The 14,453-nt window shown below is 62.9% G+C and carries 14 protein-coding genes; 7 read left to right on the top strand and 7 right to left on the bottom strand.

What is annotated here, in order from left to right:
- The first annotated feature begins 59 nt into the window (after nucleotides 1–59).
- The 3 genes from J5N58_RS03185 to der all read left to right on the top strand — a co-directional run bounded on the left by J5N58_RS03185 (nucleotide 60) and on the right by der (nucleotide 2,907).
- Entirely contained in the window at nucleotides 60–638 is a 579-nt protein-coding gene (locus J5N58_RS03185) for an NnrU family protein (RefSeq protein WP_112831092.1), read from the top strand.
- Between the two features lie 139 nt (nucleotides 639–777).
- Complete coding sequence (locus J5N58_RS03180) at nucleotides 778–1,449, top strand: tetratricopeptide repeat protein (RefSeq protein ID WP_112831091.1); 672 nt, start codon at nucleotides 778–780, stop codon at nucleotides 1,447–1,449.
- A gap of 39 nt (nucleotides 1,450–1,488) precedes the next feature.
- A complete protein-coding gene (der, locus tag J5N58_RS03175; RefSeq protein ID WP_112831090.1) occupies nucleotides 1,489–2,907 on the top strand; it encodes a ribosome biogenesis GTPase Der in 1,419 nt (472 codons plus the stop codon).
- A 9-nt stretch (nucleotides 2,908–2,916) separates the two neighbouring features.
- Here the strand turns inward: der and J5N58_RS03170 are convergent, their stop codons facing one another.
- Complete coding sequence (locus tag J5N58_RS03170) at nucleotides 2,917–3,984, bottom strand: glycosyltransferase family 4 protein (RefSeq protein ID WP_244709604.1); 1,068 nt, start codon at nucleotides 3,982–3,984, stop codon at nucleotides 2,917–2,919.
- Nucleotides 3,985–4,277: 293 nt separating this feature from the next.
- Between J5N58_RS03170 and bglA the strand changes: the two genes are divergently transcribed.
- Nucleotides 4,278–5,966: a beta-galactosidase BglA gene (gene bglA, locus J5N58_RS03165; protein ID WP_244709602.1), complete on the top strand. Its 1,689-nt coding sequence runs from the start codon at nucleotides 4,278–4,280 to the stop codon at nucleotides 5,964–5,966.
- Nucleotides 5,967–6,012: 46 nt separating this feature from the next.
- On the opposite strand, the gene J5N58_RS03160 is transcribed toward bglA, so the two are convergent.
- Nucleotides 6,013–6,915, bottom strand: coding sequence for an AraC family transcriptional regulator (locus J5N58_RS03160; RefSeq protein WP_112831087.1), 903 nt, complete (start codon nucleotides 6,913–6,915; stop codon nucleotides 6,013–6,015).
- Between the two features lie 337 nt (nucleotides 6,916–7,252).
- On the opposite strand from J5N58_RS03160, the gene J5N58_RS03155 reads away from it, so the two are divergent.
- Complete coding sequence (locus J5N58_RS03155) at nucleotides 7,253–7,624, top strand: Atu4866 domain-containing protein (RefSeq protein ID WP_244709600.1); 372 nt, start codon at nucleotides 7,253–7,255, stop codon at nucleotides 7,622–7,624.
- 60 nt (nucleotides 7,625–7,684) lie between these two features.
- On the opposite strand, the gene J5N58_RS03150 is transcribed toward J5N58_RS03155, so the two are convergent.
- The 4 genes from J5N58_RS03150 to J5N58_RS03135 all read right to left on the bottom strand — a co-directional run bounded on the left by J5N58_RS03150 (nucleotide 7,685) and on the right by J5N58_RS03135 (nucleotide 10,639).
- Entirely contained in the window at nucleotides 7,685–7,936 is a 252-nt protein-coding gene (locus J5N58_RS03150; RefSeq protein ID WP_113339229.1) for a DUF2442 domain-containing protein, read from the bottom strand.
- Complete coding sequence (locus J5N58_RS03145; RefSeq protein ID WP_112831085.1) at nucleotides 7,905–8,162, bottom strand: DUF4160 domain-containing protein; 258 nt, start codon at nucleotides 8,160–8,162, stop codon at nucleotides 7,905–7,907. The genes J5N58_RS03150 and J5N58_RS03145 overlap by 32 nt, the downstream gene beginning before the upstream one ends.
- Before the next feature lie 197 nt (nucleotides 8,163–8,359).
- On the bottom strand, nucleotides 8,360–10,054 hold the full coding sequence (gene ade, locus J5N58_RS03140) for an adenine deaminase (protein ID WP_244709598.1): 1,695 nt from the start codon (nucleotides 10,052–10,054) through the stop codon (nucleotides 8,360–8,362).
- A gap of 141 nt (nucleotides 10,055–10,195) precedes the next feature.
- Nucleotides 10,196–10,639: a MarR family winged helix-turn-helix transcriptional regulator gene (locus J5N58_RS03135; RefSeq protein WP_113439120.1), complete on the bottom strand. Its 444-nt coding sequence runs from the start codon at nucleotides 10,637–10,639 to the stop codon at nucleotides 10,196–10,198.
- Nucleotides 10,640–10,928: 289 nt separating this feature from the next.
- On the opposite strand from J5N58_RS03135, the gene J5N58_RS03130 reads away from it, so the two are divergent.
- A complete protein-coding gene (locus J5N58_RS03130) occupies nucleotides 10,929–11,768 on the top strand; it encodes an alpha/beta fold hydrolase (protein ID WP_244709683.1) in 840 nt (279 codons plus the stop codon).
- Between the two features lie 185 nt (nucleotides 11,769–11,953).
- The gene (locus J5N58_RS03125; protein WP_244709596.1) at nucleotides 11,954–13,120 is read left to right on the top strand and encodes a DUF3095 domain-containing protein; all 1,167 of its coding nucleotides are present in this window, start codon (nucleotides 11,954–11,956) and stop codon (nucleotides 13,118–13,120) included.
- 105 nt (nucleotides 13,121–13,225) lie between these two features.
- On the opposite strand, the gene J5N58_RS03120 is transcribed toward J5N58_RS03125, so the two are convergent.
- Nucleotides 13,226–14,332: a branched-chain amino acid ABC transporter substrate-binding protein gene (locus J5N58_RS03120; RefSeq protein ID WP_112831080.1), complete on the bottom strand. Its 1,107-nt coding sequence runs from the start codon at nucleotides 14,330–14,332 to the stop codon at nucleotides 13,226–13,228.
- Nucleotides 14,333–14,453: the final 121 nt, after the last annotated feature.

Here is a 14,453-nt window from a genome sequence, read left to right as displayed (position 1 = left end):
GAAATCGGTCCCCGAGATCACTATTCCATGATGAGCAAAATCAAGACGAGGTCTTACCAATGGCAATCCTGATTCTCGGGATCATCCTGTTTCTGGGCATGCATCTGATCCGGGTGGTCGCCCCGGATTTCAGATCGAGAATGGTCGACAAGTTCGGTGAAAACGGCTGGAAAGGCATTTATTCGCTGTTGAGCATCATCTCGCTCGTCGTGCTGATCTATGGCTGGGCGATCTCGCCCACGATCAACCTTTGGTTCCCGCCGACCGGCATGTCACATCTGACGGTGACGCTGATGCTGCTGTCGATGATCTGTCTGGCCGCGGCGGAACTGCCTGCCGGCCATATCGCCACGAAGACGAAGCATCCGATGATCCTCGGCGTGAAGATCTGGGCCTTCGGCCATCTGCTCGCCAATGGCGATCTCGCCTCGCTTTTGCTGTTCGGCTCCTTCCTCGCATGGGGCGTGATCCTGCGGATCGCGCTGAAGCGCCGCGAGCGGGCAGGTATCCTGACGCTGCGTCCGTTCGTCTCGGCGAAGTACGACCTGATCGCTATCGTCGTCGGAGCGGCGATCTGGGCGCTGTTCATCTGGAAACTGCACCTCTGGCTGATCGGGGTGGCGCCGATCCCGATGTAATCCGCCGCTCGGGGCGCCTTTCGCCGGCGGTGCCGCGCTTGTGACTGCAAAGGATGCTTCCATTTGGGCATCCTTTGCTCTAGGAAGGCCGCTTACACAGCAGAATGCACTTGAAAGGCCGGCCTTTCCGGAACGAGACATGGTGGACAACAACGACAGCTTCATTCGCGAAGTCAATGACGAGCTCCGTTCGGAGCAGGTCAAGATGGCCTGGCGGAAATTCGCGCCGGTTATCATCGGCGTCGCTCTCCTGATCGTTCTCGGCACTGCGGGCTATCGCGGGTATGAGTACTGGCATTCGCACCGTTCGTCCGGCGCGGGCGACCAGTTCCTCGCAGCGCTGACGCTTGCCAACGAGGGCAAGCGCGATGAGGCGACCGCCGCCCTCGCGGCCCTGGAAAAGGACGGCTACGGGGCCTATGCGGTTCTGGCGCGGATGCGCTCGGCGACCGTGCAGGCGGAGAAGGGCGATGCGGCGGCCGCAATCGCCGCCTTCTCCGATATCGGCAAGGATACTTCCGTTCCGCAGGTCATCCGCGACGTGGCGCGCATGCGCGCCGCCTGGCTGCTGATCGACGCCGGCACCTACGAGCAGGTGTCCGCCGAGGTCGAGGCCATGGCGACGCCGACGGATGCGATGCGCCATTCCGCCCGCGAGGCGCTCGGCCTTGCCGCATACAAGTCCGGCGACATGGCACGCGCCCGCGAGTGGTTCGAGCAGATCACCGAGGACCCCGAGGCTCCGCGCAACGTGCAGAACCGTGCCCGCATGCTGCTCGACATGATTACCGCGTCCGGCAAGGCATCGTAAGCCGGCTTGGGCGCTGGAGCCCGGAAGGATAAAAACCGCATGAGCTTCACCGTCGCCATCGTCGGCCGCCCGAATGTCGGCAAGTCCACGCTTTTCAACCGTCTGGTCGGAAAGAAGCTGGCGCTCGTCGACGATACGCCCGGCGTGACGCGGGACCGGCGGCCGGGCGATGCCAAGCTCGTCGACCTGCGCTTCACCATCATCGATACCGCCGGTCTCGAGGAGACCGGCCCTGACACGCTCGAAGGGCGGATGCGGGCGCAGACCGAGGCGGCCATCGACGAAGCCGACCTGACGCTGTTCGTGGTCGATGCCAAGTCGGGCCTGACGCCGCTCGACAAGACGTTCGGCGAACTCCTGCGCCGCAGCGGGAAGCCGGTCGTCCTGGTGGCCAACAAGTCGGAAGCCCGTGGCTCCGACGGCGGCTTCTACGACGCCTTCACGCTCGGTCTTGGCGAACCCGTGCCGATTTCGGCCGAACACGGCCAGGGCATGATCGACCTGCGCGACGCCATCGTCGCCGCAATCGGCGAAGAGCGGGCCTTCCCGGAACCGGAGGACGAGGCGGAGACCGATGTCGCCATACCCCGGACAGGCGAAGGCGAGGACGAGGAAGAGCCTGATTATGACGAGACCAAGCCGCTGCGGGTCGCGATCGTCGGCCGCCCGAATGCCGGAAAATCGACGCTCATCAACCGGTTCCTCGGCGAAGACCGGCTTTTGACCGGCCCCGAAGCCGGAATTACCCGCGACAGCATTTCCGTCGAATGGGACTGGCGCGGCCGCACCATCAAGATGTTCGACACGGCCGGCATGCGGCGCAAGGCGAAGGTGCAGGAGAAACTCGAAAAGCTCTCCGTTGCCGATGCGCTGCGCGCGATCCGTTTTGCCGAGACGGTGGTGATCGTCTTCGACGCCACCATTCCCTTCGAAAAGCAGGACCTGCAGATCGCCGATCTGGTGCTGCGCGAGGGCCGCGCCGCCGTGCTCGCCTTCAACAAGTGGGATCTGGTCGAAGACCCGCAGGCAGTGCTGGCCGACCTGCGCGAGAAGACCGAGCGCCTTTTGCCGCAGGCCCGCGGCATCCGCGCCGTGCCGATTTCCGGCCAGACCGGCTACGGCCTCGACAAGCTGATGCAGAACATCATCGACACCGACCGTGTGTGGAACCGTCGCATCTCGACCGCCAAGCTCAATCGCTGGCTGGAACATCAGCAGATCCAGCATCCGCCACCGGCGGTTTCCGGTCGGCGTATCAAGCTCAAGTACATGACGCAGGTGAAGGCGCGTCCGCCGGCCTTCATGATTTCCTGCACGCGCGCCGATGCGCTGCCGGAATCCTATGTGCGTTACCTGATGAACGGACTGCGCAACGATTTCCAGCTGCCGGGCGTGCCGATCCGCATTCACTTCAAGGCGTCGGACAACCCGTTCGAGAACCGCAAGAAGAAACGCTGATCTTCCGGCTCACGCGCCGATCTGGCGGCCGGACTGGCGCAACAGCAGGCGCTTGCGCCGTGCCTGCGTCTTGGCCTCGATGACGTTGTCGAGAAACTGCGTCGTCGCTGCCTGCCATGAAAAGGTTTCGGCGAGCGCACGCGCCTTCTCGCGCGAGCAGTGGAGCGCCTTCAGGCAGGCGGCTTTCAGGTCGTCGTCGAGCGCGCCGGCTCCGCTTTCGGCAGGAATTATATCGACGGGACCGGTGACCGGGAAGGCCGCGACTGGGACGCCTGACGCCATGGCTTCGAGGATGGTGTTGCCGAATGTGTCTGTCTTCGAGGGGAAGACGAAGACATCGGCCTGCGCATAGGTTTCGGCGAGATCCTCGCCGGTCTTGACCCCGGTGAAATGCACGCGCGGATAATGCGCTTCCAGTTCGGTGCGGGCAGGGCCGTCGCCAACCACGACCTTGGAGCCCGGCAGGTCGAGATCGAGAAAGGCCGGCAGGTTCTTTTCCACCGCCACGCGACCGACCGTCATGAAGATCGGGCGCGGCAGGTTCAGCGGGTTTTCCACATGCGGGCGCGGCCGGAACAGCGCGGTGTCGATGCCGCGGCTCCAGAGACAAAGGTTGTTCAGGCCCTTTTCCGCAAGTTCGCGGCGCAGGCTTTCCGTCGCCACCATGCAGGCGCCGCCGCGATTGTGGAACCAGCGGACATAGGCATAGAGCCAGGAAAGCGGGATCGGCGCGCGGGCTGCGACATATTCGGGAAAACGGGTGTGGTAGCTGGTCGAAAAGGGCATGCCATGCTTCAGACACCAGCGACGCGCCCAAAGGCCGAGCGGACCTTCGGTCGCGATATGCATGTAGTCCGGCCTGTTGTTTTCGATGGCGCGGGCGACCTGGGTGTAGCGGGCGAGGGACAGACGGATTTCCGGATAGGTCGGCATCGGAATGCTGGGGAAGGGCTGCGGCGTTATCATCGATACCTCGACGCCCATCGCCGCCAGCTCGCGGTTGGTGTTCTCGATGGAACGCACCACGCCGTTCACCTGCGGATGCCAGGCATCGGTCACGATGGTCAGTCTGGGCATAATCTCTCGCTGCCTCCGGGATCGGCCGCGTCCCGGCTTCCGCCGGATGATCGCTGCGCAGCAGCCCGCGTCTTGTGGGAGCCCACAAGGCGACTCCCGCCGTTTTCGTCTCCGGCTTTATGTGATGATAGTATTACAGGTTGATGTCAGCGGCGGCGGTCGGCGCGGCCATCCTCTGCACAGATGGCTTCGGAACAGAAATCCGCGGACGGGATTGGTATCCGGGGCCGCTTGGCCTTTCGCTGCGAGACGGTACTATTCAGATCACGATTCCCGCCATTCAGGATCTTTTCATGACGACAAGCCACAGCAAGGCCCACCGCAAGGCCGATGAGGGGGCCAGGCCTTCCACCGGCAGCGCAGACTGGTGGCGCGGAGCGGCGATCTATCAGGTCTATCCGCGCTCATTCCAAGATACCAACGGCGACGGTATCGGCGATCTCAAGGGGGTGACCCAGAAGCTCTCCTACATCGCCTCGCTCGGCGTCGATGCGATCTGGCTGTCGCCTTTCTTCACCTCGCCGATGGCGGACATGGGCTATGACGTCTCCGATTATTGCGATGTCGATCCGATGTTCGGCACGCTCGCCGATTTCGATGAGATGATGGCGGAGGCGCACCGTCTCGGCCTCAAGGTCATCATAGACCAGGTGTTGTCGCATACGTCCGACCAGCATCCCTGGTTCAAGGAGAGCCGGTCGAGCCGGACGAATCCCAAGGCGGACTGGTATGTCTGGGCGGATGCGAAGCCGGACGGGACGGCGCCGAACAACTGGCTGTCGGTGTTCGGCGGGCCTGCCTGGGAATGGGACGGGGTGCGCAAGCAATACTACATGCACAACTTCCTGGCGTCGCAGCCGGACCTCAATTTCCATAATCCCGACGTGCAAGACGCCCTTCTGGCCGCCGTCCGGTTCTGGCTCGACAGGGGGGTGGACGGTTTCCGCCTCGATACCGTGAACTATTATTTCCACGACAAGGCGCTGCGCGACAATCCTGCGCATGTGCCCGATAGCGAGGAAGCGGGCCTCGATGCGCCCGACGTCAATCCCTACGGCATGCAGAGCCATCTCTACGACAAGACCCGGCCGGAGAACATCGCTTTCCTGAAGCGGTTCCGGGCGCTGCTCGACGAATATCCCGACCGGACCAGCGTCGGCGAAGTGGGAGACGGAGCGCGTTCCCTGAAGACGGTCGCGGCCTATACGGCGGGCGGCGACAAGCTGCACATGTGCTATACCTTCGATCTTCTGGGGCCGGACTTTACCGCCGGCCATATCCGCAGCTGCGTCGAATCCTTTCGCAAGCTCGTGGCCGATGGATGGGTCTGCTGGGCCTTTTCGAACCACGACGTTACCCGACATGTCAGCCGATTCGCGACGACGCCGGAGGAGCGCGAAGCTGTGGCGAGGCTTGCAATCAGCGTGCTCTCCAGCCTTCGGGGTTCCATCTGCCTCTACCAGGGCGAGGAACTGGGGCTGCCGGAGGCCGAGCTTGCCTTCGAAGACTTGAGGGACCCGTATGGCATCCGTTTCTGGCCGGCCTTCAAGGGACGCGACGGATGCCGCACTCCTATGCCCTGGAACCGGGAGGTGGCGAATGCGGGGTTCACCACGGCATCGAAGCCCTGGCTGCCGGTGCCCAAGGACCATGCAGCACTTGCCGTCGACGGCCAGGAGGGGCAGGCGCGCACGGTACTGTCTCATTATCGGGACACGCTCGCTTTCCGCAGGGCGCATGCCTTGCTCTGCGACGGGGAGATGGAGTTCCTGAAGAGCGAGGAGGACGTGCTGGCCTTTACCCGCTCGAAGGGCGAGGAAAGGCTGCTCTTCGTGTTCAATATGGCAAGAGAGCCGAGGACAGTCACCCTGCCGGTCGGCGTCGTCGTGAGACAGGTTCTCGACATGCCGGGCCTTGGCGGGGCCATCGAGAAGAAAGGCCTTCATCTCGGCGCGCTGGACGGTTTCTGCGCGAGGGTGTGAGGAAGCCGGCGGTTTTCGCGGGCAGGGCCTCGGGGGCGACCCTGCCTCAGGCTTCCGCCAGTTCGCCCGGGCGTGTTCTCAGTCGCGTTACATCGGCAAGCGGCGGCGCGCCGAACTGCCGGCGATATTCGCGGCTGAACTGGGACGGGCTGTCATAGCCTACCCTGCGGCCTGCCGTCGCCGCATCGAGCGCCTCGGTCAGGATTAGCCTGCGCGCCTCCTGCAGCCGGAGCTGTTTCTGGTATTGCAGCGGGCTCATGCTGGTCATGGCGCGGAAATGTTCGTGGAGAGAGGAACTGCTCATGCGCGCCTCCGCCGCCAGAACCTCGATCGAGAAGGGGCGGTGGAAATTGCTTCTGATCCAGTTGATGGCGCGGTTGACGTTCTGGAGGCGGTGGTTTGGCGTCAGCATCTGGTGCAGCAGGCCGGCATGCTCGCCGCGCAGCAGGAGGTAAAGCAGTTCCCGCTCGACCAGCGGCGCCAGGAAGGGGATGTCGTGCGGCCGGTCCAGCAATCCGACGAGGCGGATCGCGGCATTGAGAAGGGCTTCCGGCGTTTCGGCGATGCCGAGCGCCTTGCACTGGGGGGCCGCCTGCAGGATCGGGGTGTTCATTTCGAGCACCAGCGCGCCGAGCAGGGCGAGATCCAGATCGAGCCGCAGGCAGAGATAGGGCTCCTCCGGCGTCGCATCGATGACATGGCCGAGCACGGGAAGATCGAGCGAGACGATCAGATGGTGTCCGGCACCGTATTCCAGCACCCGCTCGCAGGCCTGAACGCGCTTGCGGCCCTGGGCGATGATGCAGATCGACGGCTTGTGCACGCCGTGAATCGGATCGGTCGGCCGGCTCAAGCGGATCAGCGTCAGGCGCGGCACGGGCGTCGGCTGTAATCCCTCCTGCGTGGCGTGTCGTGCAATCAGTTCTTTCAATTCAATATGCGGTTTCATGGCGAGGCTGCTCCTGAGCCCTGACTGGCCTGGGTTTTCGGGACTTAACTAGGAAGCCCGTCCGGTAATCCCAAATGGAGGATCGTGCAATTCGGAGGATTGTGCAATCCTTGCGGCCATCTGTTCTACCGCTCCCGCGATCTCCGTCCCCATATTCCCGTCATTCGCCGATGGGCGGCGAGATGCAAAACGCAGGAGGACGGGAAGATGTCCGCACTTCAATATGTTCTTGAAAGCCCCTTGCGCTGGGCAGCTTCCGGCGCCCGGCAACTTCTCGCGACAATCGAACGGAACCGCGCGGAGCGGCGGGATCGTATCGAGCGGAGATATGGGCTGAATGGTTGAATTTTCACAGAATACGCCGGCGATGGTGGTGCTCGTCGCGGCCGTGGCATTCATCGCCCTTTTCGTGGTGGCGCCGCCAAGGATCAAGCAGGCCCAGGATGCGGCCACAGACGTTCAGGAGAGAGACATGAAGAACCATCCCTATGTAGGATTGTGGGTGACCGGTGACGGCTATATCCGGCACGAACTTCTGCCCAACGGGCGCTACGTGGAAGCGCGCGGAAACCGGGAACGCGCCTATGAGGGGCGCTACGAGGTGAACGGGAGCCATATCGAATACTGGGACGACACCGGCTTTACCGCCGATGGCGATTTCAGAAGCGATATCCTGCATCACGCCGGCATGGTGCTCTACCGGCATTGAGCCGCTCGGCCGCTGCCGGCAAGCCGTGCATAGTGAGTAGAGCGTCAGAATGCCAGGCTTTCATTCGGCAGCGAGGGGCAGATGCCGGCTCTGATCTCCGCGACCAGCCAGAAGACCGGCAACGGATACATCTTCGTCCAGATGATCCCAATGGATGCCTGCCGGACTGAGTTCGTAATTTTCAAGATCGGCCTTGCTTGCCGCCAAGAGGCGAGGGAACCAGGCGAGGGGCACCCCAAGGACACGCCCATCGCTTAACGAAACCCACATGGTGTCGTCATCATAGCGAACGCTCGTTGCCGAAATGGTCATGCCATGCCCTTTTAATCTTCGCCTCGCTCTCAAGCGCAAGCCTTATGATAACAGAGAGTTCCCGGCTGTTGAACCCGTTGCTCTCCGCAAGGGCGACGGACGGCTCCAGCCAGATCTTTGCTTCCGCTCCGCCTTTGCGCACATGGATATGGATCGGTTCGCGCGGATCGCCTTCGTTCGAGTAGAAAAAGAATATATAACCGTCGCTGCGAAGGACCACCGGCATCGAAAGCTCCTGTTTTCGGCGGCGTCGATTCTCTGCCGGTTTGGGAGGCGTTAAGTGAGATTTACAATAATAAAAATCCTGTTGCCTTCTCGACGCCTTTGATTGCCGTTCGAGGTTCTATCAAGTCTATTTTTGAGGCGAATATTACCCCAAGCCTCTTTCGCCGTGCCTGCACATTGAATTCCGGCACGTGCCATCTATCCAATAAGGCAGAACTGATCCACGTCGACCATGCCCTTGTCGGAAATCTTCAGGTGCGGAATGACCGGAAGCGGGAGGAAGGCGACCTGGAGGAAGGGCTCCTGCAGAGTCGTTCCAAGAGCATAGGCGGCTTTTCTCAAGTGATGCAGCGTGTCGCGAACGGCCTCGTAGGGTTCAAGGCTCATGAGGCCGGCGACGGGGAGCGGGATCTCTCCGGTGACCTTACCGTCCTCGACCACGACGAAGCCGCCCTTGATCTCGCCGAGGCGATTGGCGGCAAGCGCCATGTCATCCTCGGAGACGCCGACGACGCAGATATTGTGGCTGTCATGGCCGACGGTGGAGGCGATCGCGCCCTTCTTCAGGCCGAAACCCTGGACGAAGCCGTTGGCGTGGTTGCCGTTCTTGCCGTGGCGCTCGATCACGGCGACCTTGATGATATCGCGGTCGAGATCGACGCTGGTCTGGTTGCCGGCGGTGGGCAGGCGGTAGCGGCGGTGTTCGGTGATGATCTTGCCCGGAAGCACGCCCATGACAGGCGTTTCGCCCTCTGTGACCGGAACGCCGAAATCGGCGGCCTTGACGATCCGCGCCTTGACGCTGTCGAGGCCGACGGGCGCGACCGGCTTGCGGGTCGCGAAGAGTTCCGGTGTCACGCGGCGACCGGCGGCGAAAACGATATCGGCCTTGCAGTTTGCAAGGCTGTCGACGACGACGAGGTCCGCCCTCCAGCCGGGGGCGACAAGGCCGCGATCCCTGAGGCCGAAGGCGCGGGCCGCCGAGATGGAGGCGGCGCGGTAGACGGCGAGCGGTTCAACGCCATGAGCGATAGCCGTGCGGATCATGTAGTCGAGATGGCCTTCCTCGGCGATATCGAGCGGGTTGCGGTCGTCGGTGCAGAGCGCAAGGAAGGGCGAGAGGCGTTCGGTGATGATCGGCATCAGCGCGTGCAGGTCTTTCGACACGGAGCCCTCGCGCACGAGGATGTGCATGCCCTTGCGGATCTTCTCCATGGCCTCAGGCACGTTGGTGCATTCGTGGTCGGTACGGATGCCGGCCGAGAGATAGCCGTTCAGGTCGTTGCCGGAGAGGAGCGGCGAGTGGCCGTCGATATGTTCTCCCTGGAACGCCTCGAGCTTGGCCATGCAGACGGGGTCCTTGTGGATCACGCCGGGGAAGTTCATGAACTCGGCGAGGCCGATCACCTTGGGGTGGTTGCGGAAGGGCAGGAGCCGTTCGATCGGCAGGTCGGCGCCGGCCGTTTCCAGATGGGTGGCCGGCACGCAGGAGGAGAGCTGGACGCGGATGTCCATGATCGCCTGTTCGGAGGAATCGAGGAAATACTGGATGCCCTCGGTGCCCAGTACATTGGCGATCTCGTGCGGGTCGCAGATGACCGTGGTGACGCCGTAGGGAAGGACGCAGCGGTCAAACTCATGCGGCGTGACGAGAGAGCTTTCGATATGGAGGTGGGTGTCGATGAAGCCCGGCACCACGATCCTGCCGGTAATGTCGATTTCCTCGCGGCCGGAATAGCTGCCGCAGGTGCCGACGACCCTGTCTCCGCAGATGGCGATATCGGAGGCGACGAGATCGCCGGTGACGAGATCGAAGAAGCGGCCCCCCTTCAGCACGATATCGGCTGGCTCGCGGCCCACGCCCTGGTCGATGCGGCGTTCAAGTGCGGTCATGCGGGTTCCTTCCGATTGCCGTGAGGCCGGCCGGTCGCCGCCGGCGGGACTCTCTTAGCGACCAGTCTACCCAACTGATGGCCGAAAGGGAAAGCGCAAGGCGAGGCAATCCCGATCCTTCGGCAAATCTCCGGCCCTCGCTCAGTCCTTTGCCGTGAGCGCGCCGAGAAAGGTCAGGACCTGCCGGTTGAAGGCCTGAAGCTCCTCAGGCGTCATGCCGGAGCGCGCTGTCAGCGTTTCGCCGAGGCACCGGCTTTCGTCGACCAGCGCGCGGCCGGCTTCGGTGAGCCAGACGTGAACCTGCCGCTCGTCGGCGGTGCTGCGCCGGCGCTCGACCAGTCCTGCCTGTTCCATACGCTTGACGGGCGGCGTGACAGTGCTGGATTCGAGCGCCAGGCGGTCCGCGATCGCGCCGACCGTCAGGCCATCGTTTTCCGCAAGTGCGTTCAGCACGAGATATTGCGGGTAGGTGATGCCCATGGCGTCGAGCATCGGCTTGTAGGTGCGGTTGATGGCGATATTGGCCATGTAGAGCGAAAAGCAGAGCTGATTGTCCAACGGGACGGGCGATGTTTGGCTGGTCATGGGGAGCTCCAGAAATTGGCTGTTGCCTTCTTTTACCACGAAAAATGATATCGCGATAATTTTTTCTCTAGACAAGCATTTCAACTGTGTTTATGCATATTGTTATCGCGATAATAAATATCGCAAACTTAAAAGGAGCCGGCAGATGACAGACCAGATTAACAAAACGACACGCAGGCGTGTTCTGATCGCGGGGATGGGTCTTGCCGCCTCGACGGCGATCCCGCCTTTCCTCGACCTAACCAAGGCATCCGCAGCTACGCAAACCAACCAGAAGGAGACGAACATCATGAGCAGCAGCACCATCACCACCAAGGACGGCACGCAGATCTTCTACAAGGACTGGGGTTCCAAGGACGCGCAACCGGTCGTTTTCCATCACGGCTGGCCGCTTTCGTCCGACGACTGGGATGCCCAGATGCTGTTCTTCCTGCAGCAGGGCTACCGGGTCATCGCCCATGACCGCCGCGGCCATGGCCGCTCCAGCCAGACGGACACCGGCAATGAAATGGACACCTACGCCGCCGATGTCGCCGAGCTTGCTGCCCATCTCGACCTGAAGAACGCGATCCATGTCGGCCACTCGACCGGCGGCGGCGAAGTGACCCGCTATGTCGCCCGTCACGGCGGTAACGGCCGCGTCGCCAAGGCCGTCCTGATCGGCGCGGTTCCCCCCGTCATGGTCAAGTCGGACAAGAACCCGGGCGGCCTGCCGATCGAAGTCTTCGACGGCTTCCGCGCGGCGCTGGTCGCCAACCGGGCGCAGTTCTTCCGCGACATTCCGGAAGGTCCGTTCTACGGCTTCAACCGGCCGGGCGCGAAGGTTTCCCAGGGCTCCATCGACAACTGGTGGAGGCAGGGCATGATGGGCGGCGCAAAGGCCCATTACGATTGCATCAAGGCCTTCTCGGAAACGGACTTCACCGACGACCTGAAGGCGATCGAGGTTCCCGTGCTGGTCATGCATGGCGACGACGACCAGATCGTGCCGATTGCCGACTCTGCACTGCTTGCCGCCAAGCTTTTGAAGAATGGGACGCTGAAGGTCTATGAAGGCCTGCCGCATGGCATGGCGACGACCCATGCCGACATCATCAATGCGGATCTGCTGGCCTTCTTCAAGGCGTAAGGATGGGCGGCGGACAGTGATCCGTCGATATCGGGTGGCCTGGAGGCGAGGGGTAATCCCACCTTCGGGCCGTCCTTTTCGAAAGAAGCCGATGGCCGTTTCCCGGTGCGATGACGCTGCGGCGCGGGATATTTATGGGTGCGGCATGCACTGGATTTTTGCCGGGAGGAGACGATATTTATCCCATGGCCAACGCAGATGACGAATTCCTTCAACGCCTGCCGGTTCTGCATGATTTCGGGGATGTCGCGGACACCCTGAGATACGAACCTTTGCCGGATGGCTGGGTGCTGGCCGTGGCCGATGTCATCAATTCCACCGGCGCAATCGACGCAGGTCGCTACAAGGCGGTCAACATGGCCGGCGCCGGCGTGATTTCCGCCCTTCTCAACGCGCTTGAGAAGCACGACCTGCCCTTTGTCTTCGGTGGCGACGGCGCCGTCGTCGCGGTTCCGCCGTCTTCGGTCGAGGTCGCACGGGAGACGCTGGCCCGCGTATTGAGCTGGGTGCGGGACGACATGGATCTTGCCATGCGGGCCGCCATCGTGCCGGTCGAGGATATCAGGCGTCATGGTCTCGACGTGCGGGTGGCGCGGTTCAACGCCAGCCAGGACATTTCCTACGCCATGTTCTCCGGCGGCGGCAGCAGCTGGGCGGAGGCGCGGATGAAGGCCGGCGATTACGGCATCGCATCCGCGCCCGCCGGCTCACGGCCGGACCTCACGGGGCTCTCCTGTCGCTGGAACCCGATCGCCGCCACCCATGGGCGGATCGTCTCGATCATCGCCGTGCCCCGGCCGGCAGGCGACATGGAGGCGTTCGGGCGTCTGGTCCACACGCTCGCGGAGCTTTCCAATGCCGATGGACGCGGCGGCCATCCTGTGCCGGTTGCAGGCCCGGAGGTCAGGGTTTCGGACGAGGCGATCGTTCTCGAAAGCAAGGCGCTCTCGCCTTATGGCTTCGGCTGGGCCAGATTGAGGAACATGGCCGGGATCGTCGCCCAGATCATGCTGGTCAAGATCCTGTCGAAGCTCGACTGGTCGCTTGGACGCTTCAGCGCCAACGAGTATCGGCGGGGCGTTGCCCGCAACACCGATTTCCGCAAGTTCGAGGACGGACTGAAGATGACGGTCGATATTGCGCCCGGCAGGCTGGCTGAGATCCGCAAGAGGCTGGAGGAGGCGAGCGCCGCAGGCGTCTGTCATTTCGGCCTGCACGAACAGGATGCCGCTCTGATGACCTGCATCGTTCCCTCGGCTGTGCGGCGAAACCACATGCATTTCGTCGACGGCGCCATGGGTGGCTATGCGACCGCGGCAAGCTACCTCAAGGCGCAGATGGTCAAGGCCTGACCGGCGGTTCAAGCCGGCATTGGGGCATGGCGTGCCCGAGCCTTCCCCTTGAAAGAGAAACGGCCGCTGCCGGCCGTTTCCTTGTGCGGTTGGTGCGATCGCGGCCTATTCGGCGGCGACGATCTTGCCGGCATCCCACTTGAACAGCGAGAAGGCCTGCGAGGTGAGGTCGCCGGTTTCGCCGTAGGTGACCTTGCCGATGGCGGTCGGGATCGCCTCGCCGGATTTCAGGGCTTTGGTGACAGCTTCCGCATCCTCGGCGCTGCCGGCCTTTTCGATGCCGGCCTTCAGCACTTCGACTGCGGCATAGGCATTGAGCGTGAAGGCTTCAGCCGGGATGTTCTGCGCGGCGAGCGCGTCGGCAGCGGCCTTGGAATCCGGGTTCTTCAGCGCGTCGGAGGCGTTGGTGAAGACGGTGCCGTTGGCCGAATCGCCGCCGATGGAGGCATATTCGCTGTTCGACAGGCCATCGCCGCCGATAATCAGCGCCTTGACGCCGAGGTCGGCAAGCTGGCGGGCCAGGAGGCCGCCTTCCGGATGATAACCGCCGAAATAGACGACATCGACGTTTTCGGCCTTGAGGCGGGTGGTAAGCGCGCTGAAGTCCTTGTCGCCGGCTGTCAGCGCGTCGTTGAAGACTTCCGTCACGCCGCCGGCGTTCAGCGTCGCCTTGAAGGCGTCGGCGAGGCCTTTGCCGTACTGGCCCTTGTCGTTGATGATGGCGACCTTCTTGTCCTTGAGGTTGGCGAGAACGTATTTCGCCGCCACTTCGGCCTGCTGGTCGTCACGACCGCAGGTGCGCAGGACATTGGTCAGGCCGCGATTGGTCAGGTCCGGGGCGGTTGCGGTCGGGGTGACCATCAGCACGCCGTTTTCGGCCAGGACGTCGGAGGCAGGAATGGCGACGCCCGAGGTGACCGGACCGACGACGAAGCGCACGCCTTCACCGACGAGCTGGTTTGCGGCGGAAACGCCCTGCTTGGGCTCGCCGGCATCGTCGGCAAGCTTGAGAACGACCGTTTCGCCGAGAATGCCGCCCTTCTTGTTGATTTCGTCGACGGCCACCTGGGCGCCGTTCTTCACCTGCTCGCCATAGGCGGCGACCGGTCCGGTCAGCGGCGCGATCAGGCCGATGACGATTTCGGCGTGGGCAAGCGGCGCCACGGCGAGGAATGCGGAAATGGCGGTACCCGCCAGCAGACTGATTTTCATGTCGGTTCTCCTTGATTGTTACGAAGGGTGAACCCTTCGAGACTCCCCTGGGGCTTTTCTTGTTTTGTCCGAGCCTATCGGAAAGGCGACGATGGAAAAAGAGCAGGCTTGCTGTCGGCGG

Source organism: Paenirhizobium cremeum (assembly GCF_022884085.1).
Taxonomy (GTDB): domain Bacteria; phylum Pseudomonadota; class Alphaproteobacteria; order Rhizobiales; family Rhizobiaceae; genus Allorhizobium; species Allorhizobium cremeum.
Note: the sequence above shows the minus strand (reverse complement) of the source record. Positions and strands in the feature narration are given on the sequence as shown.